Genomic DNA, 20979 nt, shown 5'->3' on the forward strand with positions numbered 1-20979 from the left:
GATCATCAAGGAGACACGAGAACCGTGACGGACATCGTCGACGAGCTGAAGTGGCGCGGGCTGTTCGCCCTGTCCACCGACGAGGACGCATTGCGCAAGGCGCTCGCGGACGGTCCCGTCACGTTCTATTGCGGTTTCGACCCGACGGCTCCCTCCCTGCACGTGGGACACCTGGTGCAGGTGCTCACCGTGCGCCGGCTCCAGCAGGCCGGGCACCGCCCGCTGGCGCTCGTCGGCGGTGCCACGGGCCTGATCGGCGACCCGCGTCCGACGGCCGAGCGCACGCTGAACGACCCGGAGACGGTGGCCGGCTGGGTGGACCGGCTGCGCGCCCAGATCGAACCGTTCCTGTCCTTCGAGGGCGAGAACGCGGCGATCATGGTCAACAACCTGGACTGGACCGCGGGCCTGTCCGCGATCGAGTTCCTGCGGGACATCGGCAAGCACTTCCGCGTCAACAAGATGCTGACGAAGGACTCCGTGGCCCGCCGTCTGGAGTCCGACCAGGGCATCAGCTACACCGAGTTCAGCTACCAGATCCTCCAGGGCATGGACTTCCTCCAGCTCTACCGCCGCTACGGCTGCACGCTCCAGCAGGGCGGCAGCGACCAGTGGGGCAACCTCACGGCCGGGCTCGACCTGATCCACCGGCTGGAGCCGGACGCCTCGGTGCACGCCCTGGCCACCCCGCTGATGACCAAGGCGGACGGCACCAAGTTCGGCAAGACCGAGGGCGGCGCCGTCTGGCTCGACCCGGACCTGACGACGCCGTACGCGTTCTACCAGTTCTGGCTGAACGTGGACGACCGGGACATCACCCGGTACATGCGCATCCTGTCCTTCAAGTCCCGCGAGGAGCTGGAGGAGCTGGAGCGGCAGACCGAGGAGCGTCCGCAGGCCCGGGCGGCGCAGCGGGCGCTCGCCGAGGAGCTGACCACGCTGGTGCACGGCGCCGGCCAGACGGCCGCGGTGATCGCCGCGTCCCGGGCGCTGTTCGGCCAGGGCGAGCTGGCGGAGCTGGACGAGCGGACGCTGGCCGCGGCGCTGTCGGAGGTGCCGCACATCCGGGTCACCGAGCCGGCCCCGGTGGTCGACCTGCTCGCCGAGGTCGGCCTGGTGCCCAGCAAGTCCGCGGCCCGGCGGACGGTGAAGGAGGGCGGGGCCTACGTGAACAACGTCAAGGTCACCGCGGAGGACGCGGTGCCCGCCCGGGAGGATCTGCTCCACGGGCGGTGGCTGGTGCTGCGGCGCGGGAAGAAGAACCTGGCCGCGGTGGAGGTCGTCTCCGGCTGACGCCGTGCGATGCACTCGGCGCCGAGTCGTGCGCCCGTGTCGTGCGCCCGGCGCCGTGTGGTGTAGGGGCGTGGGCTGTCCGCGCCCCTACACCCGGGCCCGGTGCTTCCTCTTGCCCAGCGTCGCCATGTAGAGGGCGTCGACGGCCGCGACGATGATGATCGCCGCCACCAGCTGGAAGATGTGCCGGCTCCAGTCGATGCCCTTGGTCTCCGACACGCCGACCGCGCGGGCGACCGCGTTGCCCACGATGGCGCCGAGGATGCCGCAGATGGTGGTCAGCCAGAGGGGGCTGTGCTGTTTGCCCGGGATGACCGCCTTGGCGATGATGCCCAGCACGAATCCCACGATGATCGCCCACAACCAGCCCATGGCTGCCTCCTCGTACGGCTCGACGTGAGCATTACGGCCAGTGTGGGGCGGTGCGCCGTACGGCGCACGTCGGATTGCCCCGTACGCGCCGGGGGCGGAGGACGTCGTCGCAGGCAGGGGGCGACCCGGCCTCGATAGCGGCGTGGGGGCGGCGTAACGTGGGGGGTGGCCCGGCCGGGGTTCCCCGCCGGATGCGGACGAGGGTGCGGGCCGGAACGGGTCCGATGCGGGCGGATGGTGAATGGTGATGCGGAAACAGCACGGCGGTGGCGTCCAGGTGTTCCGGATCACCGGCGCGCGGACCGGACTCGCCGAGGATGTCCGGGGCCGGCAGCGGCGGTATGTGATCTCGATGTCGGTCCGTACCGTGTCGGTGATCCTCGCGGCCTCGCTGTGGAACGTCGAGCGGTACGTCGCGATCGTCGCGCTCGTGCTCGGCGCGGTGCTGCCCTATATCGCCGTGGTGGTCGCCAACGCGGGCCGCGAGCGGCCGCCGTCGCTTCCGTCGACGTTCGTCACCGCGCCGCCGCGTCCGATGATCGCGGCCCCGTCGGCCGACGCCCAACGGGCGGACTCCGTACGGGATTCCGCACCGCGCGACGTGCCGACGAACCAGGCGGCCGGAGCGGGCGGTGAGCGCCCCGACCCGGTCTGAGCACGGCGGACGCGGGGGCCGCCGGGGCGGCCACCTGGGAGCTCAAGAAAACCTCAGATCAATCTAGCTGTTCCGGTCCCGGGCGACGGGGTAGCCGTGACATACTGCGTAGGCGCTCCGCATCCCCCGTCGGAGCGACGGACCGACGCCGGGCAGCTCCCCCCGTGGCTGCCCGGCGTCGCCTTGTTTTCCGCCCTTTCGTTTTCCGCCCCTCGATGAGACGAACCGAGACGAAACCGTGAGTGACGAGACCCCGATCTGCTCGGCCAAGGGCTGCCGCACGGCGGCCGTGTGGGTGCTGGCGTGGAACAACCCCAAGGTCCACACGCCGGAGCGGCGCAAGACATGGCTGGCCTGTGAGGAGCACCGCGAGCATCTGTCGCAGTTCCTCGGCGTGCGGGGGTTTTTGAAGGACGTGGTGCGGTTCGAGGAGTGGCGGGCCGCCGAAGAGGCCGGGGCGTAACGGGAGCCGGCGGCTTCGGTCCCGTGCGGCGGTCGCGGAAGCGTCACGGCCGCGGCACGGTCGGGCGACGGGCGGCGCGTGTGCGGTGCCGCGCGGGCAGGGTGTTCCCATGACCGGTGTGACACGGGCCTGCGGCTGCGACGAGGGTCAGATTCCCTGGATGCCGGCGCGGTTCGGAGTGAGCCGCCGGACCGGTCCGGATCCGGCCGAGGGGGACGGTCTCGACTCGTTCACCTGGTCCGAGCGGGAGTCGTAGGGCCGCGTGGTGTGCCCCGTCCCGGGCGGCAAGGCCCTCGCCGCCCGGTGCCTGACCGGCCGGGCGGCGGACGGGCCGGCGGTCTAGCCGCCGATCGCCGACATGGGCCGGTCCGGCTGGACGAACGACGGGTCGTCCAGGCCCGCGCCGGCCTTCTTGCCCCACATCGCCAGCTTCCAGAGGCGGGCGATCTCCTCGTCCGGGGCGCCCGAGCGCAGGGCGGCGCGGAGGTCGGTCTCCTCGGTGGCGAACAGGCAGGTGCGTATCTGGCCGTCGGCGGTGAGGCGGGTGCGGTCGCAGGCCGCGCAGAACGGCCGGGTCACCGAGGCGATCACGCCGACCCGGTGCGGGCCGCCGTCCACCAGCCAGCGCTCCGCGGGGGCGGAGCCGCGTGCGTCGGCGCCCTCGGGGGTGAGGTCGAAACGCGTGCGCAGGGAGGCGAGGATGTCCCCGGCGGTGACCATGCCCTCGCGCTTCCAGCCGTGCTGGGCGTCCAGCGGCATCTGCTCGATGAACCGCAGTTCGTAGTCGTGCTCGACCGCCCAGGCGAGCAGGTCCGGGGCCTCGTCGTCGTTCAGGCCCGGCATCAGGACCGAGTTGACCTTGACCGGGGTCAGGCCGGCCTCGCGGGCGGCGGCCAGGCCGTCCAGGACGTCCTGGTGGCGGTCGCGGCGGGTGAGGGTCTTGAAGACGTCCGGCCGGAGGGTGTCCAGGGAGACGTTGACCCGGTCCAGGCCGGCCGCCTTCAGCGCGGTCGCGGTGCGGCCCAGGCCGATGCCGTTGGTGGTCAGGGACATCCGGGGGCGCGGGGCGAGGCCGGCGACGCGCTCCACGATGCCGGTCAGGCCGGGGCGCAGCAGGGGCTCGCCGCCGGTGAAGCGGACTTCCTCGATGCCGAGGATGCGCACCGCGATGCCGATGAGGCGGACGATCTCGTCGTCCGTGAGCAGGTCGGGCTTGGCCAGCCACCGCAGGCCCTCCTCGGGCATGCAGTAGGTGCAGCGCAGATTGCACCGGTCGGTCAGCGAGACCCGCAGATCGGTGGCCACCCGGCCGTAGGTGTCGATGAGCACGTGGGCCCCTCCCTCTCCCGGTCACCCATTCTGGGCCGCGGATGCCCCGTCCGTCACCTGCGAGCGTACGTGACCCCGCCGACATCGACAGCGGCCCGATCCCACGAGGTACGGCGCGACCGCGTCGTAGGACCGTACAGTCCCGGCCGACGCGGTCGTCCCGGGTGCCGCCTCAGTGGGCGCCGGTGCCGGTCAGGGAGCGCACCTCCAGTTCCGCGTACTTCCCGGCGTCCGGGACCTCCTTCGACAGCAGGGTGCCCACCACGCCGAGCAGGAAGCCGACCGGGATGGAGATGAGGCCGGGGTTCTCCAGCGGGAACCAGTGGAAGTCGACGCCCGGGAACATCGACGTCGGCTTGCCGGAGACCACCGGGGAGAACAGCACCAGGCCGACCGCGGTGACCAGGCCGCCGTAGATCGACCACAGCGCGCCCGCGGTGGTGAACCGCTTCCAGAACAGGCTGTAGAGGATGGTCGGCAGGTTGGCGGAGGCGGCGACCGCGAAGGCGAGGGCGACCAGTCCGGCCACGTTCAGATCGCGGGCCAGGGCGCCGAGGACGATGGAGACCGCGCCGATGCCGACGGTCGACCAGCGGGCCGCGCGCACCTCCTGCTGCTCGGTGGCCTGGCCCTTCTTGATGACGTTGGCGTAGATGTCGTGCGCGAAGGAGGACGACGAGGCCAGGGTCAGGCCGGCGACGACCGCGAGGATCGTGGCGAAGGCGACCGCGGAGATGGTGGCGAGCAGGATGGCTCCCCAGTTGGAGTCCACACCGCCCAGGTGCAGCGCCAGCAGCGGGGCCGCCGTGTTGCCCGCCTTGTTCGAGGCGATGATCTCGCCTGGTTTGATCAGCGCGGCGGCGCCGAAGCCCAGGGCGAGGGTCATCAGGTAGAAGGCACCGATCAGGCCGATGGCCCACAGGACGGACTTGCGGGCGGCCTTGGCGGTGGGGACGGTGTAGAAGCGGATCAGGATGTGCGGCAGGCCGGCCGTGCCCAGGACCAGGGCGATGCCGAGGGAGAGGAAGTCCAGCTTGGTGGTGCCGGTGGCGCCGTACTTCAGGCCGGGCTCCAGGAAGGCGCTGCCCTTGCCGCTGTTGTTGGCGGCCCTGCCGAGCAGTTCGGAGACGTTGAAGTCGAACTTCAGCAGGACGAGGAAGGTCAGCAGCACGGCACCCACGATGAGCAGCACCGCCTTGACCATCTGGACCCAGGTGGTGCCCTTCATGCCGCCGATGGTGACGTACACGATCATCAGCAGGCCGACCAGGGCGACGATGCCGATCTTGCCGCCGTCGCTGGTGATGCCGAGGAGCAGGGAGACCAGCACGCCGGCACCGGCCATCTGGGCCAGCAGATAGAAGATCGACACGACGATGGTGGAGGTGCCGGCCGCGGTGCGCACGGGACGCTGGCGCATGCGGTAGGCCAGCACGTCGCCCATCGTGTAGCGGCCCGAGTTGCGCAGCGGTTCGGCGACCAGCAGGAGGGCGACGAGCCAGGCGACGAGGAAGCCGATGGAGTACAGGAAGCCGTCGTAGCCGAAGAGGGCGATGGCGCCGGCGATGCCGAGGAAGGACGCGGCGGACATGTAGTCACCGGAGACGGCGAGGCCGTTCTGGAAGCCGGTGAACTGCCGTCCGCCCGCGTAGAAGTCGGCGGCGTCCTTGGTCTGCCGGCCCGCCCAGACGGTGATGACGAGGGTCGCGGCGACGAACACCGCGAACAGGGTGATGATCAGCGTGCGGTGCTCGCTCGCCTCGCCGGCGGCCAGCAGCGTGTGGGGTACGGCGCTCATGCTCCGCCCTCCATCCGGGACTTGATGGCCTCGGCCCGGGGGTCGAGCCGGGTGGCGGCACGGTGGGCGTACCACCAGGCGATCAGGAACGTGGTGAGGAACTGGGCGAGGCCCAGAACGAGGGCGACGTTGATGTGGCCGGCCACCTTGGTGCCCATGAAGCCGCCCGCGTAGTTGGACAGCAGGACGTACAGCAGGTACCAGGCGGCGAAGGCGATCGTCAGGGGGAAGGCGAAGGAGCGGTGGGCGCGGCGCAGTTCACCGAACTCCGCGCTCTGCTGCACCTCGGTGAACTCCTCGGCGGAGGGAAGGCGGGTCGGGGTCTGCGCGGGTGGCGGTGTCTCGGTAGCCACGGAGTCTCCTCGCGTCACGGACGTGCGCTTGCTCATCTCTCAGGGACGGGACCACATTACAGCGAGTCATCACGCGACTCCATCGGGTGATTCCCGTAGGGGGCCGGATCTTCCGGGCCTCCCGCCCACGGTCACGGCGCCGCCCGCGACGGGGTTCAAGTCCGCCTGGGTCTTTCGGAGATCAGCGCCGGGGGATAGCTTCGGCCCAGCACGACGTCGTCATGTACCTGCTCGGACAGTCACCGGTGTTCCGGGCGGTTCCGTATCCGGATGATGTGGAGATCCCATGGCTCATCTGCGCTCCAGACGCCGACTGGCGCTCGCCGTACCGGCCGTGCTGTCGCTGACCGCCACGCTCGGCTTCGTGCCGTCGGCGGCCTCCGCGGCGGCCTCGACGGCCCCGGCGGCCACGGCGGCGCGGGCGGCGGACGGCCCCACCCTGTCGTACGTGGTGAACACCCGGACGGACCGTTCCACGATCGCCTCGGTGCGGCGGGCGATCACCCGCAACGGCGGTACGGTCGTGACGAGTTACGACCGGATCGGGGTGATCGTGGTGCACTCCGCGAACCCCGGGTTCGCCCAGGCGATCCGTGCCGTACGCGGTGTCGCCTCGGCGGGCGCCACCCGCAACGCGCCGCTGCCCGCCCAGTCCACCACCGACGTGGGCACGCCGAAGGCGCTGAGCGCGGCCGAGGCCGCCGGGGTCCGGGCCGCCGCCGGCCAGGACCCGCTGGAGCCGCTCCAGTGGGACCTGCCGGCCATCAAGGCGGACAAGGCGCACGAGAAGTCCCTGGGCAGCCCGGACGTCACGGTCGCCGTCATCGACACGGGCGTCGACGACACCCACCCGGACATCGCGCCCAACTTCGACCGGGCGGCCTCCGTCAACTGCGTGTCGGGCAAGCCGGACACGACGGACGGGGCCTGGCGGCCGGGCGCCTCGGAGAGCCCGCACGGCACGCATGTGGCCGGTGAGATCGCGGCGGCGAAGAACGGCGTGGGGATGACGGGCGTGGCGCCGGGGGTGAAGGTCGCCGGCATCAAGGTGTCCAACCCGGGCGGCTACTTCTACACCGAGGCCGTGGTCTGCGGCTTCGTGTGGGCGGCCGAACACCACGTCGATGTGACCAACAACAGCTATTACACCGACCCGTGGTACTTCAACTGCACCGCCGACCCCGACCAGAAGGCGCTCGTGGACGCCATCACCCGGGCCTCGCGCTACGCGGAGAGGAAGGGCACGGTCAACGTCGCGGCGGCGGGCAACGAGAACTACGACCTCGCGTCCCACGCGATCACCGACGAGGACTCGCCGAACGACGGCACCCCGTCGGACCGGGTGATCGACCCGCACGAGTGCTTCGACATACCGACCCAGCTGCCGGGTGTCGTCACGGTCGCGGCGACCGGCGCCAAGGGGCTGAAGTCGTCCTTCTCCAACCACGGTCTCGGCGTGGTCGACATCGCCGCGCCCGGCGGCGACTACTACCAGCCGCCGCAGGCCCCGGCGACCAGCGGCCTGATCCTGGGCACGCTGCCGGGCGGCAAGTGGGGCTACATGGCCGGGACCTCCATGGCGACCCCGCACGTCGCCGGCGTTGCCGCATTGATCAAGTCAACCCATCCGCACGCCCCGGCGGCGGTCGTGAAGGCGCTGCTGTACGCGGAGGCCACCGCCACGCCCTGCACCGACCCGTACGACATCGACGGCGACGGCAAGGTGGACGCGGTGTGCGAGGGGACGAAGAACCGCAACGGCTTCTACGGCTGGGGCGTCGCGGACGCGCTGGCCGCGGTGACCAGGTAGACGGGGCACGGAGGTCCCTGTAGGTGTCCACGCGAAATATTGATTGAATCAATAATGCATAGTGCAGTCATGACTGCACTCACGTACGCGTGGTCCTCGCTGGGCGGCGATCCCGCCCGGCTTTCCCGGCTCACCTCCGTCCCGCGGGAGGGCGTGCTCACGGCGCGCCTTCCCGTGCGGGAGCTGGCCCGGGCGTGCGTCGGCGCCTGCGCCCTGGCCGCGGCGGAGCTGGCGGCCCGCCGGGCCGGGCTTGCCGAGGTGCCGGCCGTCCGGGTCGACGACGGCGCGGTGGCGGCGGCCTTCCACAGCGAGCGGCTGCTGCGGGTGGACGGCCGGGCGCCGGTCTCCTTCGCACCCCTGTCCCGGTTCTGGCGGACGGCCGACGGCTGGGTGCGCACCCACGCCAACTACCCGCACCACCGAAGCCGGCTGCTGGGCGCGCTGGGGCTGCCCGAGGACGCCTCGGCGGAGCGGGTCGCCGCACGGCTCGCCGGGATGCCGGCCGTGGAGGTGGAGGAGACCGTCGACGGCACGGGCGGTCTCGCCGTGGCCCTGCGCACACCGGAGCGGTGGCGGGCCCACGAGCAGGCGGCCGAGGTCGCCGCGCGCCCGCTGGTCGAGCGCGGGCGGCTGGACACGGCGCCCCCGCGCAAGTTCCCGCCGCTCGACCCGGCCGCCCCCGCCGTGTTGCCCGCCGCCGGGCTGCGCGTCCTGGACCTGACCCGGGTCCTGGCCGGCCCGGTCGCCACCCGGACCCTCGCCCTGCTCGGCGCGGACGTGCTGCGCGTGGACGCCCCCTGGCTGCCGGAACTGCCGGACCAGCACGCCGACACCGGCTTCGGCAAGCGGTCCGCCACGCTGGACCTGGGCACCGGCCGGGACGTCCTGGAGGACCTGCTGAGCACGGCGGACGTCGTGGTGACCGGCTACCGCCCGGGCGCCCTGGACCGGTTCGGGCTCTCCCCCGAGGAGCTGAGCGCGCGCCACCCCGGCCTGGTCGTGGCGCAGGTGTCGGCGTGGGGCGCGCACGGGCCCTGGCGCGGGCGGCGCGGCTTCGACAGCCTGGTGCAGGCCGCCACCGGCATCGCGGTCACCGAGGGCACGGCCGGGGAACCCGGCGCGCTGCCCGCGCAGGCCCTGGACCACGGCACCGGCTATCTGCTGGCGGCGGCCGTGCTGCGGGCGCTGACCGAGCAGTCGTACGACGGCGGGAGCCGGCTGGTGCGGATCGCGCTGGCCCGGACCGCGCACTGGCTGACCTCCGGCATCCGCCCGGAACCGGCCGGCGGGGAGCCGTACCCGGGCCCGGACGCCTGGCTGGCGGAGACCGGCGGCACGCTGGGCCGGCTGCGGTACGCCCGCCCGGCCGTGTCCTTCACGGGCGGCCCCGCCGACTGGGCCCGGCCCCCGGTGCCGTGGGGCTCGTCCCCGGCCCGCTGGGCCGCCCCGGCCTCCCAGGGGTGACGGACACGGTCAACGGTCGACGCCGTCAGCGGTCGTTGGTGACCAGCACCTTCAGGGCCGTGCGCTCGTCCATCGCCTTGTAGCCGGCCGGCACGTCCTCGATGCCGACGGTCATGTCGAACACCGGGGACGGGTCGATGGTGCCGTCGAGGACGTCGGGCAGGAGGTCGGGGATGTAGGCGCGGACCGGGGCGACCCCGCCGCGCAGGGCGATGTTCCGGTCGAACATCACGCCGAGGTCCAGGCCGGTGCCGCTGCCGTGGGGCACGCCCACGAAGCCGATGGCGCCGCCGTCCCGGGTGATGCCAACGGCCGTCCGCATGGACTGCTCGGTGCCGACCGCCTCCACGACGGCGTGCGCCCCCTGGCCCCGGGTCAGCTCGCGGACGGCCTCGACGGCCGCCTCCCCGCGCTCGGCGACGACGTCGGTGGCGCCGAACCGGCGGGCGATGTCGGTGCGCACCTGGTGCCGGCCCAAGGCGATGATCCGTTCGGCGCCGAGCCGCTTGGCGGCCAGGACGGCGCACAGCCCGACCGCGCCGTCCCCGACGACGGCGACCGTGGCGCCGGGCCGGGCGCCCGCGCCGAGGGCGGCGTGGTGGCCGGTGCCGAGCACGTCGGACAGGGTCAGCAGGGCGGACAGCAGATGGTCGTCGCCGGCCGCCTCCTTGGGCAGCCGGACCAGGGTGCCGTCGGCGAACGGCACGCGGACGGCCTCACCCTGGCCGCCGTCGTAACCGACGGAACCCCAGAAGCCGCCGTGCTCGCAGGAGGTGGTCAGGCCCTCGCGGCAGTAGTCGCAGACGCCGTCGGACCACATGAAGGGCGCGACCACCAGGTCACCGCGGCGCACGGTGCCCACCTCCGAGCCGGTCTCCTCCACGACGCCGAGGAACTCGTGCCCGATCCGCTGGCCCGGCTGCCGTGCCGCCTCGCCCCGGTAGGCCCACAGGTCACTGCCGCAGATGCAGGCGCGCAGCACCCGTACGACGGCGTCGGTGGGCAGCTGTACCACGGGGTCGGGGACGTCCTCCACGCGCATCTCGTACGGGGCGTGGATGGTGGTGGCGCGCATGGCGGCGGTCCTTCTCGTGCTCGTGCGGGTGGCGGGCGGGGCGGTGCGCTCGCGGGTGGCGGGCGCACTTCACGGTACGTCGTGCCCGCGTAGGCCCGCGCGGCCGGGCCCCGCCGCGCTCACACCCCGGCCGCCCCCAGCAGGCTGCCCGCCGCGTAGGTCACCGCCATCGCCAGTGCCCCGCCGGCCACGTTGCGCACGATCGCGCGCCGGGGGTCGGCCGCGCCGAGGCGGGCGCTGCTCCAGCCGGTGAGGACCAGGGCGGCGAGGACGCAGCACACGGTGACGGGGAGCCGCGCACCGGCCGGGGGCAGCACGATGGCCAGCAGCGGCAGCAGCGCGCCGACGGTGAAGGCCACGAAGCTCGCCCAGGCCGCGTGCCAGGGGTTGGTCAGCTCGTCGGGGTCGATGCCGAGCTCCACCCGCGCGTGGGCCCTCAGCGCGTCCCGCGCGGTGAGCTGTTCGGCGGCCTCGCGGGCCACCTCCCGGGACAGGCCGCGCGCGGCCAGCAGGTCGGTCAGTTCGCGCAGTTCGGCCTCGGGCTGGTCGCGCAGCTCCCGTCGCTCCACGGCCAGCGCGGCCATCTCGGAGTCGCGCTGGGTGGAGACGGAGACGTATTCGCCGGCCGCCATGGACATCGAGCCGGCGAGCAGGCCGGCCAGTCCGGCGGTGAGCAGGGCGGAGCGGCTCTCGGTGGCGCCGGCCACGCCGACGACCAGGCCGGCGGTGGAGACGATGCCGTCGTTCGCGCCCAGTACGGCGGCCCGCAGCCAGTTCAGCCGGGAGCCGAGGGCGCCGCCGTGGGCCTCGTCGTGGGTGGGTTCCGTCACAGCAGGGAGGATTCCACCGCCGGCCCCCGGCCCGCCGCACCGACGCCCGCCTGCCCGCCTGCCGCACCCAGGTCCACCCTGTTGACGGCGGCCCGCGCCAGCGGCCGTGCCATACCGTCCTTCGCCAAGTACCTGACGGGTCGTCACCTACGGCACCGTGACGGCAGTCCGGGTGCGGGGTAAACAGGCGCGCACCGAAGGGAGTTGGTTGTCGCCGCGGCCGGACTCGGCGGGTTCCGGCCGACGGAGCGCACGGCCGAGCAGCGCGTGCCGCCCGTCCCGCACGCCCTGCGGCGCCGGCTGCGCGACCATCCGCATCTGGTCGCCCTGGTGCACGAACGCGGCCTGACCGATCGGGTGTTCCCTGCCCGCCCAGCGGGTCCTGGCCCGCGAGGCGCACGCGGCGGGGCTGCGCGGGGAGCCCTGCCGGCAGCACACGAGGAGCTCCCGTGCGCGGACGGCCACGCGTGAAGCAGGTGATACCGCACCTTCCGTACGCCCCTGCGCGCGGACACGCGTCCTTCGCACCGACACGCGCGCGTGTGCGGTGACCGAGCGGGCGGCCGAGCCGGGAACGCGGGTGCCGGACCTGGGGGACCGTGTTGTCAGTGGTGGCCCGTATCCTCGGTGACCATGCTCGAAGACCGTGCGACCGCAGCGCCCTCCGCCACCCCGTGGCCGGCCGCGTATCCGAAGGGATACGCGGTCGTTGACGTGGAGACCACCGGACTGGCCAGGGACGACCGGATCATCTCGGCGGCCGTGTACCGGCTGGACGCGCGCGGCGAGGTCGAGGACCACTGGTACACGCTGGTCAACCCGGAGCGCGATCCGGGACCCGTGTGGATACACGGTCTGACGAGCGAGATGCTCGACGGCGCGCCGCTGTTCGCGGAGGTCGCCGAGGAGTTCGCGGCCCGGCTGGACGGCCGGGTGCTGGTCGCGCACAACGCGGTCTTCGACTGGCAGATGATCGCGCGGGAGTACGCGCGCGTGCGGCGCGAGGCGCCGGTGCGGCAACGGCTGTGCACCATCGCGCTGTCGAAGGAGCTGGGGCTGCCGCTGCCCAACTTCAAGCTGGAGTCGCTGGCGGCGCACTTCGGGGTGGTGCAGCAGCGGGCGCACCACGCGCTGGACGACGCGCGCGTGCTGGCGGAGGCGTTCCGGCCCAGCCTGCGGGCCGCGGCGGCGGGCGGGGTACGGCTGCCGCTGCTGGAGTGCCGGCCGCTGACGGAGTGGTCGGACCGGCCGGTGCCCCGGCAGGCGACGGGCGGCTACGGCGGCTATCGGGGGGCCGGTTGGCGCCCCTCCCGCAAAAGGCCCGCATGCCCCTATCCCAACCCGGGTCGCTACGAAGACGGCAAAAGGCTCAAACAGGGCATGCGGGTCGCCTTCTCGGGTGACACGTCGACGGAGCGCGAGCTGCTGGAGGACCGCGCCACCGAGGCCGGGCTGCATGTGGCCACCAGCATCTCCCGGCTGACCAGCCTGCTGGTGACGAACGACCCCGACTCGGGCACGTCCAAGACGGTCAAGGCCCGGCAGTTCGGCACGCCGATCGTGGACGAGGCCGCGTTCGGCCAGCTGCTGCGGGACGTGGAGCCCGCCGGCGAGTAGCCCTGGCCGACCTCCTGGCGGTTCATCGTACGAACGGGTGATTGCCCCACGACTCACCCGGTGCCGGCTCGCCGGGCGATCGGCGACGGCTCACCCTGTGGCGCATGGCGACATGCGAAGTTTGCGGCAATGACTACGGAATGACCTTCGAGGTGCACGCACAAGGTGCCGTGCATGTCTTCGACTGTTTCTCCTGTGCGATCCACCGCATGGCCCCGATCTGCGAGCACTGCCGGGTGCAGATCATCGGCCAGGGCGTGGAGGTGGACGGCCACTGGTTCTGCGGCGCGCACTGCGCCCGGGCCGAGGGGAGGGCGGGCATCGTCGACCGGGTCTGACCCGGTACCCGCCTGAACGCACCCCACGGCGCGGAGGTACCGTCGTGGGGTGCACCGCTACCGCTTCCTGCTGTCCCGCCAGTGGGTGATCCTCACGCTCGTCGCGATCGCGCTGATCCCGACGATGATCCGGCTGGGCTTCTGGCAGCAGCACCGCTACGAGGAGCGCACCGCCCGCAACGACCTGGTCTCCGCCGCGCTGCACGCCGACCCGGTCCCGGTGGAGCGGCTGACCTCCCCCGGGCACACGGTGACCCGCGCCGAGAAGTACCGCACGGTCACCGCGACCGGCACCTTCGACACCGCCAAGGAGGTCGTGGTCCGCCGCCGTACCAACTCGGACGGCGAGGTCGGCTTCCACGTCCTCACCCCCCTCGTCCTCGACGACGGCAAGGTGCTGCTCGTCAACCGGGGCTGGATCCCCGCGAACGGCGCGCAGACCGACTTCCCCAAGGTGCCCGCGCCGCCGGCCGGGCGGGTCACCGTCACCGGGCGGCTGATGTCCGACGAGACGACCGCGGCGAGCGGCATCAAGAACGTCAAGGGCCTGCCCGACCGGCAGATCATGCTGATCAACAGCGAGGAGGAGGCGCGACGGCTGGGCGCCCGGGTGCTCGGCGGCTACATCCAGCAGACCGCGCCCCAGGCGAAGGACGGCTCCCCGGAGCAGATCTCCGACCCGGGCAGCGAGGACGCCCCGCTGAACTACGCGTACATGATCCAGTGGTGGCTGTTCGCGGCGGCCGTCCCGGTCGGCTGGTGGTTCCTGGTCCGGCGCGAGCTGCGGGACCGGGAGGAGGCCGCGGCGGAGCAGCGGACCGAGGAGTCCGAACCGGCCCCGGTCTGAGCCCGCCCCACGCCCCGCCCCCACGCCCGGCCGGCGGCCGGCCTCCACCCCGTTCCGGCCCGCGCACGGCCGTCCCGCCCCGGCGCTCGGATCACTCCCCCGGCGGACCACCTGGTTGGCCCCCTGGTCCGCCGGGAAACCGCATCCCGTGAACGCGCGCATCGAGGACTACGCCCTCATCGGGGACGAGCAGACCGCGGCCCTGGTCGGCAAGGACGGCTCGATCGACTGGCTGTGCCTGCCGCGCTTCGACTCCGGCGCCTGCTTCGCCCGGCTGCTGGGCGACGAGGACCACGGCCACTGGCGGATCGCGCCCCGCGGGGCGGACGTCTGCGCCCGCCGCGCCTACCGGCCCGACACCCTCGTCCTGGACACCGAGTGGGAGACGCCGGACGGAGCGGTACGGGTCACCGACCTGATGCCGCAGCGCGAGCGCGCCCCCGACGTCGTACGGATCGTGGAGGGCCTCAGCGGCCGGGTCACCGTCCGCAGCACGCTGCGCCTGCGCTTCGACTACGGCTCGATCATGCCGTGGGTGCGCCGCGCGGACGGCCACCGGGTGGCCGTCGCCGGGCCGGACTCCGCCTGGCTGCGCGCCGAGCCGGCCGTGCGTACCTGGGGCGAGGAGTACGGCACGCACGCGGAGTTCACCGTCGCCGCGGGCGAGCGGGTGGCGTTCGTCCTCACCTGGCACCCCTCGCACGAGAAACGCCCGCCGCCCATCGACCCGTACGAGGCGCTGGAGAGCAGCGTCGCCGACTGGCGGAGCTGGGCCGGGCGGTGCCGTTACGAGGGGCCGTACCGGGACGCGGTGGTGCGCTCCCTCATCACCCTCAAGGCCCTCACCTACGCTCCGACCGGCGGGATCGTCGCCGCGGCGACCACCTCGCTGCCCGAGAAGCCGGGCGGCGTGCGCAACTGGGACTACCGCTACTGCTGGCTGCGCGACTCCACCCTCACCCTCGGCGCGCTGCTCGCCGCCGGCTACCAGGAGGAGGCCGAGGCCTGGCGGGACTGGCTGCTGCGCGCGGTGGCCGGCAACCCGGCCGATCTGCAGATCATGTACGGCGTGGCGGGCGAGCGGCGGCTGCGGGAGACGGAGCTGCCGTGGCTGCCCGGCTTCGCCGGCTCCGCCCCCGTGCGCATCGGCAACGGCGCCGTCGACCAGCTCCAGCTGGACGTGTACGGCGAGGTGATGGACTCCCTGTCGCTGGCCCGCGCCTCGGGCCTGCCGACCAAGCCGCACATGTGGGCCATGCAGCGCTCGCTGATGAGGTTCCTGGAGTCGGCGTGGCGGCGGCCGGACGAGGGCCTGTGGGAGGTGCGCGGCGGCCGGCGGCAGTTCGTGCACTCCAAGGTGATGGTGTGGGTGGCCGCCGACCGCGCCGTCAAGACGCTGGAACGGCACCACGAACTGAGCGGCGACCTGGACGGCTGGCGCCGGCTGCGCGACGAGGTCCACCGGGAGGTGTGCGACAAGGGCTACGACAAGGAGCGCAACACCTTCACCCAGTACTACGGCTCCCGGGAACTGGACGCCGCGCTGCTGCTCATCCCGCGCGTGGGCTTCCTGCCGCCGGACGACCCCCGGGTGGTCGGCACCGTCGACGCCATCCGCGACGACCTCGGGCACGGCGGCTTCCTGCGCCGCTACGACACCGGGGACTCGGTGATCGACGGACTGCCGGGCGGCGAGGGCGCCTTCCTCGCCTGCTCCTTCTGGCTGGCCGACGCGCTGCACATGACCGGCCGCACCCAGGAGGCCCGCGAACTGTTCGACCGGCTGGTGGGCCTGTGCAACGACGTGGGGCTGCTGGCCGAGGAGTACGACCCCGTCGACGGCCGCCAGCTGGGCAACTTCCCGCAGGCGTTCAGCCATGTCGGCCTGGTGAACACGGCGCTCACGCTCTTCGGGGAGGACGGGGCAGGATAGGGCCATGGATCTTGGACTGAAGGACCGGGTGTACGTCGTCACCGGAGCCACCCGGGGACTGGGCAACGCCACCGCGCGGGAACTCGTCGCGGACGGGGCGAAGGTGGTCGTCAGCGGCCGGGACGAGCAGCGGGTCGCCGAGGCCGCCGCCGCCCTGGGCCCGAACGCGGTGGGCGTGGCCGTGGACAACGCCGACCCGAGCGCGCCCGAGCGGCTGATCGCGGCGGCCCGGGAGAGCTTCGGGGGCTTTCACGGGGTGCTGGTGAGCGTGGGCGGTCCGGCGCCCGGGTTCGTCGCCGACAACACCGACGAACAGTGGCGGGACGCCTTCGAGTCGGTCTTCCTCGGCGCGGTGCGGCTGGCCCGCGCGGCGGCGGCCGAGCTGCCGGAGGGCGGGGTCATCGGGTTCGTGCTGTCCGGGTCGGTGCACGAGCCGATCCCGGGCCTGACGGTGTCCAACGGGCTGCGGCCGGGGCTCGCCGGGTTCGCCAAGTCGATCGCCGACGAGCTGGGGCCGAGCGGCATCCGGGTGGTGGGGCTGCTGCCGGGCCGGATCGACACCGACCGCGTGCGCGAGCTGGACGGGCGGTCCGCCGATCCGGAGGCCACCCGGACGGCGAACGCGTCACGGATTCCGCTGCGCCGCTACGGCCGGCCCGACGAGTTCGGCCGGACCGCCGCGTTCCTGCTGTCCCCGGCCGCGTCGTATCTGACCGGCGTCATGGTCCCGGTCGACGGCGGCATGCGGCACGGATTCTGAGTCGGCCGCGGGCACGGCGAGGTCGGCCAGCCCGTCGGCCACCGCCTCTCGGCCCCGACGAACGACGGCCGCCCCGGCGGTGTCGGTCCGCACCGGCACCGCCGTGGCCTTCCGCCGAAGGCGGCGGCCGGACGAGTTATTCGGGGTGGTTCATTCGCCCAGCCCGGCCAAGTCGCGCAGGCGGCGGGCCTGGGCGGCGCGCTCCGCCGTGCGCTGCTCGTCGTAGGTACGGTCGACGGCACCGCGCAGCAGCGCCTTGGTCTCCACCACGGCGTCGCGCGGCGCGGCCAGCAGCGCCGCCGCCAGGTCCCGTACCGTCGCGTCCAGGTCGGCCGCGGGCACGGCGAGGTTGGCCAGCCCGCTGGCCACCGCCTCCTCGGCACCGACGAACCGCCCGGTCACGCAGATCTCCAGCGCGCGGGCGTATCCCACGAGCCCGACCAGCGGGTGGGTGCCGGTCAGGTCCGGAACGAGGCCGAGGCTGGTCTCGCGCATGGCGAACTGGACGTCGTCGGCGACGACCCTGAGGTCGCAGCCGAGCGCGAGCTGGAAGCCGGCCCCGATGGCATGGCCCTGGACGGCGGCGATGGACACGAGGTCGGTGCGCCGCCACCAGGTGAACGCCTCCTGGTATTCGGCGATGGTCGCGTCGATCCCGGCGTCGTCACGGCGCGCGAGGTCCACGAAGGTCGGCTCGCCCTCGATCCCCTCCGGGGTGAACATGCGACGGTCCAGCCCGGCGGAGAAGGACTGGCCCTCGCCGCGCAGCACGACCACCCGGACGGAGCCCGGCAGCAGCCGCCCGGCCTCGGCGAGCGCCCGCCACAGGGCGGGAGTCTGCGCGTTGCGCTTGGCCGGGTTGGTCAGCGTCACCGTGGCGAGGGTGTCCTCGACGGTGAGCCGTACGCCGTCCTTGTCGAGTGCGGGAGCGAGGTCCTGGTCGGGCGAAGCCATGGGGTGCCTCCGATGGGTGCGGTCAGCAGAGCTGAGCTAAGTGACTGCACAGTAACCACCCGGCCGGTCGGTCCGCCGACCGGGTGGCCACCATCGAAGCCGATGGGCCGCCCGGAGTCAGGACGAAGCGGCCTTCTTACCCCGGGTCGCTCCGCCACGCCCACGGAGCGTGACGCCCGACTCGCTGAGCATCCGGTGCACGAAGCCATACGAGCGGCCGGTCTCCTCGGCCAGCGCCCGGATGCTCGCACCGGAGTCGTACTTCTTCTTCAGGTCTGCCGCGAGCTTGTCGCGCGCGGCGCCGGTCACCCGGCTGCCCTTCTTCAGAGTCTCGGCCACCCGTGCCTCCTCATGGGAAGTGCGCTCTGGTCTCCTCATGATCACCCCTCCTGGGCGTGATGGCCACCCATTCGGCAAGGTCGGTGAGACATCGTTGTGACGACAGGAGGGGTCCCCCACAAACGGAATGCGTGATTCCAGCGGGTGGAGTCCAGGGGTCCGTACGGGTGGATTCGCGAAGTACCAGGTCAGGAACGCCGAGCGGCCGACGCCCCGGCTACCGGGGGGTCGGCCGCGAAATCCGTGTATGACACACCTCGATACGAGGAGATCTCACACAGATGATGGATCACGGATAGGCCGAATGATCCATGCGCGAGGGATCCGGCCGTCGATCACGCCAGGGTGACGAGGTCCGCGTAGTCGGAGCCCCACAGGTCCTCGACGCCGTCCGGCAGCAGGATGATCCGCTCCGGCTGGAGCGCCTCGACGGCGCCCTCGTCGTGGGTGACGAGGACGACCGCGCCCTTGTAGGTGCGCAGGGCGCCGAGGATCTCCTCGCGGCTGGCCGGGTCCAGGTTGTTCGTCGGCTCGTCCAGGAGCAGCACGTTCGCCGAGGAGACGACGAGCGTGGCGAGGGCGAGCCGGGTCTTCTCGCCGCCGGAGAGGACCCCGGCCGGCTTGTCGACGTCGTCGCCGGAGAACAGGAACGAGCCGAGCACCTTGCGGACCTCGACCAGGTCCATGTCGGGGGCGGCCGAGCGCATGTTCTCCAGGACCGTGCGGTCGGGGTCCAGGGTCTCGTGCTCCTGCGCGTAGTAGCCCAGCTTCAGGCCGTGGCCGGGGACGACCCGGCCGGTGTCCGGCGTCTCCACGCCGGCGAGGAGGCGCAGCAGCGTGGTCTTGCCGGCGCCGTTGAGACCGAGGATGACGACCCGGGAGCCCTTGTCGATGGCTAGGTCGACGTCGGTGAAGATCTCCAGCGAGCCGTACGACTTCGACAGGCCCTCGGCCATCAGCGGGGTCTTGCCGCAGGGCGCGGGCTCCGGGAAGCGGAGCTTGGCGACCTTGTCGGACATCCGGATGTCCTCGAGGCCGGAGAGCAGCTTCTCGGCGCGGCGGGCCATGTTCTGCGCGGCGACCGTCTTGGTGGCCTTGGCGCGCATCTTGTCGGCCTGGGCGTTGAGCGCGGCGGCCTTCTTCTCGGCGTTGGCGCGCTCGCGCTTGCGGCGCTTCTCGTCGGCCTCGCGCTGCTGCTGGTACAGCCTCCAGCCCATGTTGTAGACGTCGATCGTGGAGCGGTTGGCGTCCAGGTAGAACACCTTGTTCACGACCGTGTCCACGAGGTCGACGTCGTGGGAGATGACGATGAAGCCGCCGCGGTAGGACTTCAGATAGTCCCGCAGCCAGGTGATCGAGTCCGCGTCGAGGTGGTTGGTGGGCTCGTCCAGCAGCAGGGTGTCGGCGTCGGAGAACAGGATCCGGGCCAGCTCGATACGGCGGCGCTGACCGCCGGAGAGGGTGTGCAGCGGCTGGCCGAGCACCCGGTCGGGCAGGTTCAGCGCGGCGGCGATGGTGGCGGCCTCGGCCTCGGCGGCGTACCCACCCTTGGTGAGGAACTCCGTCTCCTGGCGCTCGTACTGCTTCAGGGCCTTCTCGCGGGTGGAGCCCTTGCCGCTCGCGATGCGCTGCTCGTTCTCGCGCATCTTGCGGATCAGTACGTCGAGTCCGCGCGCGGACAGGATGCGGTCGCGGGCGAGGACGTCAAGGTCGCCGGTGCGGGGGTCCTGCGGGAGGTAGCCGACCTCGCCGGAGCGGGTGATCGTGCCGGCGGCCGGGATGCCCTCGCCGGCCAGGCACTTGGTGAGGGTGGTCTTGCCTGCGCCATTGCGGCCGACGAGGCCGATGCGGTCGCCCTTGGCGACACGGAAGGTGGCGTTCTCGATGAGGACGCGCGCACCGGCGCGCAGCTCGATACCGGAGGCGGAGATCACGGACAGACTCCAGGGCGTACAGGGATTGGCGGGTGGGCGGCTGAGGACGTTCCCGCCGTCTAATGCGCGAGGAGAATGGCCATGGGCCCCAGTCTAACGGGGCGGTGCAAGCGAATTTCCTGCGTCCCGGTGACCGGGACGCAGGGCGGGCGGGGCGCTGCCCAGGGGGGTGCGGCCGGGGGTGATCCGCCCCAGGTCGTCCAGGGCCACGAGCTGGCCGGTCCAGGCGGTGTCCGGGCACGGCTGGGCGAGCAGCAGGGCCGGACCGCGCCGGAGCGCGCCACCGGGGCGGAACGCGCAGCCGTCGCGGGCGGGCAGGGTCCAGCGCAGATCACCGTCGGCGGTGCGGTACGCGGCGACGCGGCGCGGGGTGACGACGGCGAGGATGCCGTGACCGAGGGGGCGCAGGACGCCGGCGCCGCCGTGGGCCGGGAGCCACTCGGCCGCGTCGGGCAGGGCCCGGTGCCAGCGCACGGTGCGGCCGTCGGTGGCGGTGAGCAGCCCGTCGTCCCAGAGCGTGATCGCCTCCGCGCGCGCGGGGAGCACGACGACGGGACGGTGCCCCGCGCGCGCGTAGCGCCAGCGCGGGGCACCCCCGCGGGTGTCGTACCCGGCCACGACGGCGCCCCGCACCCGGGGCACCCACGTCCGGTCCGCATGCGCGGATCCCGTGAGCCGGTCCCCGTAGGCCGGGGGCCGCGCCTGGTGGAGTACGCCGAGGAGGCAGAGCCCCGCCAGCAGACCGAGCGCCCGGCGGAGGTACGGGATTAGGGGGCGGGGGTGGTGCGAGAGGGGCGCGGGGCGTGCGGGGGGGG

The 20979-nt window shown here is 72.9% G+C and carries 22 protein-coding genes; 11 read left to right on the top strand and 11 right to left on the bottom strand.

Going from position 1 to position 20979, the window contains the following annotated elements; genetic code table 11:
* Window positions 1-24 precede the first annotated feature (24 nt).
* A complete protein-coding gene (gene tyrS / locus IH25_RS0134245; protein ID WP_030619943.1) occupies window positions 25-1293 on the top strand; it encodes a tyrosine--tRNA ligase in 1269 nt (422 codons plus the stop codon).
* An 87-nt stretch (window positions 1294-1380) separates the two neighbouring features.
* Here the strand turns inward: tyrS and IH25_RS0134250 are convergent, their stop codons facing one another.
* Window positions 1381-1665, bottom strand: a complete 285-nt coding sequence (locus IH25_RS0134250) for a GlsB/YeaQ/YmgE family stress response membrane protein (protein WP_030619946.1) — start codon at window positions 1663-1665, stop codon at window positions 1381-1383.
* 247 nt (window positions 1666-1912) lie between these two features.
* On the opposite strand from IH25_RS0134250, the gene IH25_RS0134255 reads away from it, so the two are divergent.
* From IH25_RS0134255 to IH25_RS41450, 3 genes are all read left to right on the top strand, one after another.
* A complete protein-coding gene (locus IH25_RS0134255; RefSeq protein ID WP_030619949.1) occupies window positions 1913-2320 on the top strand; it encodes a DUF3099 domain-containing protein in 408 nt (135 codons plus the stop codon).
* Window positions 2321-2558: 238 nt separating this feature from the next.
* On the top strand, window positions 2559-2783 hold the full coding sequence (locus IH25_RS0134260) for a hypothetical protein (RefSeq protein ID WP_030619952.1): 225 nt from the start codon (window positions 2559-2561) through the stop codon (window positions 2781-2783).
* Window positions 2784-2892: 109 nt separating this feature from the next.
* Entirely contained in the window at window positions 2893-3039 is a 147-nt protein-coding gene (locus IH25_RS41450) for a hypothetical protein (RefSeq protein WP_157847072.1), read from the top strand.
* Window positions 3040-3122: 83 nt separating this feature from the next.
* Here IH25_RS41450 and moaA read toward each other — a convergent pair whose 3' ends face one another.
* From moaA to IH25_RS0134285, 3 genes are all read right to left on the bottom strand, one after another.
* Entirely contained in the window at window positions 3123-4112 is a 990-nt protein-coding gene (gene moaA / locus IH25_RS0134275; RefSeq protein ID WP_030619955.1) for a GTP 3',8-cyclase MoaA, read from the bottom strand.
* Window positions 4113-4284: 172 nt separating this feature from the next.
* Window positions 4285-5910 (bottom strand): solute symporter family protein, encoded by a 1626-nt coding sequence (locus IH25_RS0134280; RefSeq protein WP_030619958.1) that lies wholly within the window; start codon window positions 5908-5910, stop codon window positions 4285-4287.
* Window positions 5907-6263, bottom strand: coding sequence for a DUF485 domain-containing protein (locus tag IH25_RS0134285; RefSeq protein ID WP_030619961.1), 357 nt, complete (start codon window positions 6261-6263; stop codon window positions 5907-5909). Before IH25_RS0134285 ends, IH25_RS0134280 begins: the two co-directional genes overlap by 4 nt.
* Window positions 6264-6549: 286 nt before the next feature.
* Between IH25_RS0134285 and IH25_RS0134290 the strand changes: the two genes are divergently transcribed.
* Both IH25_RS0134290 and IH25_RS0134295 read left to right on the top strand, forming a co-directional pair.
* On the top strand, window positions 6550-8073 hold the full coding sequence (locus tag IH25_RS0134290) for a S8 family peptidase (RefSeq protein ID WP_030619962.1): 1524 nt from the start codon (window positions 6550-6552) through the stop codon (window positions 8071-8073).
* Between the two features lie 69 nt (window positions 8074-8142).
* Window positions 8143-9537 (top strand): CoA transferase, encoded by a 1395-nt coding sequence (locus IH25_RS0134295; RefSeq protein WP_030619966.1) that lies wholly within the window; start codon window positions 8143-8145, stop codon window positions 9535-9537.
* Between the two features lie 25 nt (window positions 9538-9562).
* Here the strand turns inward: IH25_RS0134295 and IH25_RS0134300 are convergent, their stop codons facing one another.
* The 3 genes from IH25_RS0134300 to IH25_RS43255 all read right to left on the bottom strand — a co-directional run bounded on the left by IH25_RS0134300 (window position 9563) and on the right by IH25_RS43255 (window position 11907).
* Window positions 9563-10612, bottom strand: a complete 1050-nt coding sequence (locus IH25_RS0134300) for a zinc-dependent alcohol dehydrogenase family protein (protein WP_030619969.1) — start codon at window positions 10610-10612, stop codon at window positions 9563-9565.
* Window positions 10613-10731: 119 nt separating this feature from the next.
* A complete protein-coding gene (locus IH25_RS0134305; RefSeq protein WP_030619972.1) occupies window positions 10732-11442 on the bottom strand; it encodes a VIT1/CCC1 transporter family protein in 711 nt (236 codons plus the stop codon).
* Between the two features lie 147 nt (window positions 11443-11589).
* Window positions 11590-11907: a hypothetical protein gene (locus IH25_RS43255; RefSeq protein ID WP_030619975.1), complete on the bottom strand. Its 318-nt coding sequence runs from the start codon at window positions 11905-11907 to the stop codon at window positions 11590-11592.
* Between the two features lie 168 nt (window positions 11908-12075).
* Between IH25_RS43255 and IH25_RS0134320 the strand changes: the two genes are divergently transcribed.
* The 5 genes from IH25_RS0134320 to IH25_RS0134340 all read left to right on the top strand — a co-directional run bounded on the left by IH25_RS0134320 (window position 12076) and on the right by IH25_RS0134340 (window position 16937).
* A complete protein-coding gene (locus IH25_RS0134320; RefSeq protein WP_030619979.1) occupies window positions 12076-13059 on the top strand; it encodes a DEDDh family exonuclease in 984 nt (327 codons plus the stop codon).
* Window positions 13060-13163: 104 nt separating this feature from the next.
* On the top strand, window positions 13164-13397 hold the full coding sequence (locus tag IH25_RS0134325) for a hypothetical protein (protein WP_078844571.1): 234 nt from the start codon (window positions 13164-13166) through the stop codon (window positions 13395-13397).
* Window positions 13398-13446: 49 nt separating this feature from the next.
* Entirely contained in the window at window positions 13447-14244 is a 798-nt protein-coding gene (locus IH25_RS0134330; protein WP_030619984.1) for an SURF1 family cytochrome oxidase biogenesis protein, read from the top strand.
* A gap of 148 nt (window positions 14245-14392) precedes the next feature.
* Complete coding sequence (locus IH25_RS0134335; RefSeq protein ID WP_030619986.1) at window positions 14393-16177, top strand: glycoside hydrolase family 15 protein; 1785 nt, start codon at window positions 14393-14395, stop codon at window positions 16175-16177.
* A 4-nt stretch (window positions 16178-16181) separates the two neighbouring features.
* Window positions 16182-16937, top strand: coding sequence for an SDR family oxidoreductase (locus IH25_RS0134340; RefSeq protein WP_030619989.1), 756 nt, complete (start codon window positions 16182-16184; stop codon window positions 16935-16937).
* A gap of 150 nt (window positions 16938-17087) precedes the next feature.
* On the opposite strand, the gene IH25_RS0134345 is transcribed toward IH25_RS0134340, so the two are convergent.
* The 4 genes from IH25_RS0134345 to IH25_RS0134360 all read right to left on the bottom strand — a co-directional run.
* Window positions 17088-17891, bottom strand: coding sequence for an enoyl-CoA hydratase/isomerase family protein (locus tag IH25_RS0134345; protein ID WP_030619992.1), 804 nt, complete (start codon window positions 17889-17891; stop codon window positions 17088-17090).
* 117 nt (window positions 17892-18008) lie between these two features.
* Window positions 18009-18230 carry a helix-turn-helix domain-containing protein gene (locus tag IH25_RS0134350; protein WP_004002281.1) on the bottom strand — a complete coding sequence of 74 codons (222 nt, stop codon included), beginning with the start codon at window positions 18228-18230 and terminating at the stop codon, window positions 18009-18011.
* Window positions 18231-18565: 335 nt separating this feature from the next.
* Window positions 18566-20164 carry a ribosomal protection-like ABC-F family protein gene (gene abc-f / locus IH25_RS0134355; protein ID WP_030619995.1) on the bottom strand — a complete coding sequence of 533 codons (1599 nt, stop codon included), beginning with the start codon at window positions 20162-20164 and terminating at the stop codon, window positions 18566-18568.
* A gap of 93 nt (window positions 20165-20257) precedes the next feature.
* A partial coding sequence (locus IH25_RS0134360; RefSeq protein WP_394298461.1) for a hypothetical protein occupies window positions 20258-20979 on the bottom strand: 722 nt, incomplete at its 5' end.

It is taken from the genome of Streptomyces achromogenes subsp. achromogenes (assembly GCF_000720835.1).
GTDB classification, from domain to species: domain Bacteria; phylum Actinomycetota; class Actinomycetes; order Streptomycetales; family Streptomycetaceae; genus Streptomyces; species Streptomyces achromogenes.

What these genes read in the sequence shown, in the direction of transcription:
- IH25_RS0134280 (WP_030619958.1), bottom strand. Translation starts at nt 5,910, where the DNA reads ATGAGCGCCGTACCCCACACGCTGCTGGCCGCCGGCGAGGCGAGCGAG.
- IH25_RS0134300 (WP_030619969.1), bottom strand. Translation starts at nt 10,612, where the DNA reads ATGCGCGCCACCACCATCCACGCCCCGTACGAGATGCGCGTGGAGGAC.
- IH25_RS41450 (WP_157847072.1), top strand. Translation starts at nt 2,893, where the DNA reads ATGACCGGTGTGACACGGGCCTGCGGCTGCGACGAGGGTCAGATTCCC.
- IH25_RS0134255 (WP_030619949.1), top strand. Translation starts at nt 1,913, where the DNA reads ATGCGGAAACAGCACGGCGGTGGCGTCCAGGTGTTCCGGATCACCGGC.
- IH25_RS0134295 (WP_030619966.1), top strand. Translation starts at nt 8,143, where the DNA reads ATGACTGCACTCACGTACGCGTGGTCCTCGCTGGGCGGCGATCCCGCC.
- IH25_RS0134340 (WP_030619989.1), top strand. Translation starts at nt 16,182, where the DNA reads ATGGATCTTGGACTGAAGGACCGGGTGTACGTCGTCACCGGAGCCACC.
- IH25_RS0134250 (WP_030619946.1), bottom strand. Translation starts at nt 1,665, where the DNA reads ATGGGCTGGTTGTGGGCGATCATCGTGGGATTCGTGCTGGGCATCATC.
- IH25_RS0134290 (WP_030619962.1), top strand. Translation starts at nt 6,550, where the DNA reads ATGGCTCATCTGCGCTCCAGACGCCGACTGGCGCTCGCCGTACCGGCC.
- IH25_RS0134345 (WP_030619992.1), bottom strand. Translation starts at nt 17,891, where the DNA reads ATGGCTTCGCCCGACCAGGACCTCGCTCCCGCACTCGACAAGGACGGC.
- IH25_RS0134320 (WP_030619979.1), top strand. Translation starts at nt 12,076, where the DNA reads ATGCTCGAAGACCGTGCGACCGCAGCGCCCTCCGCCACCCCGTGGCCG.
- IH25_RS0134325 (WP_078844571.1), top strand. Translation starts at nt 13,164, where the DNA reads ATGGCGACATGCGAAGTTTGCGGCAATGACTACGGAATGACCTTCGAG.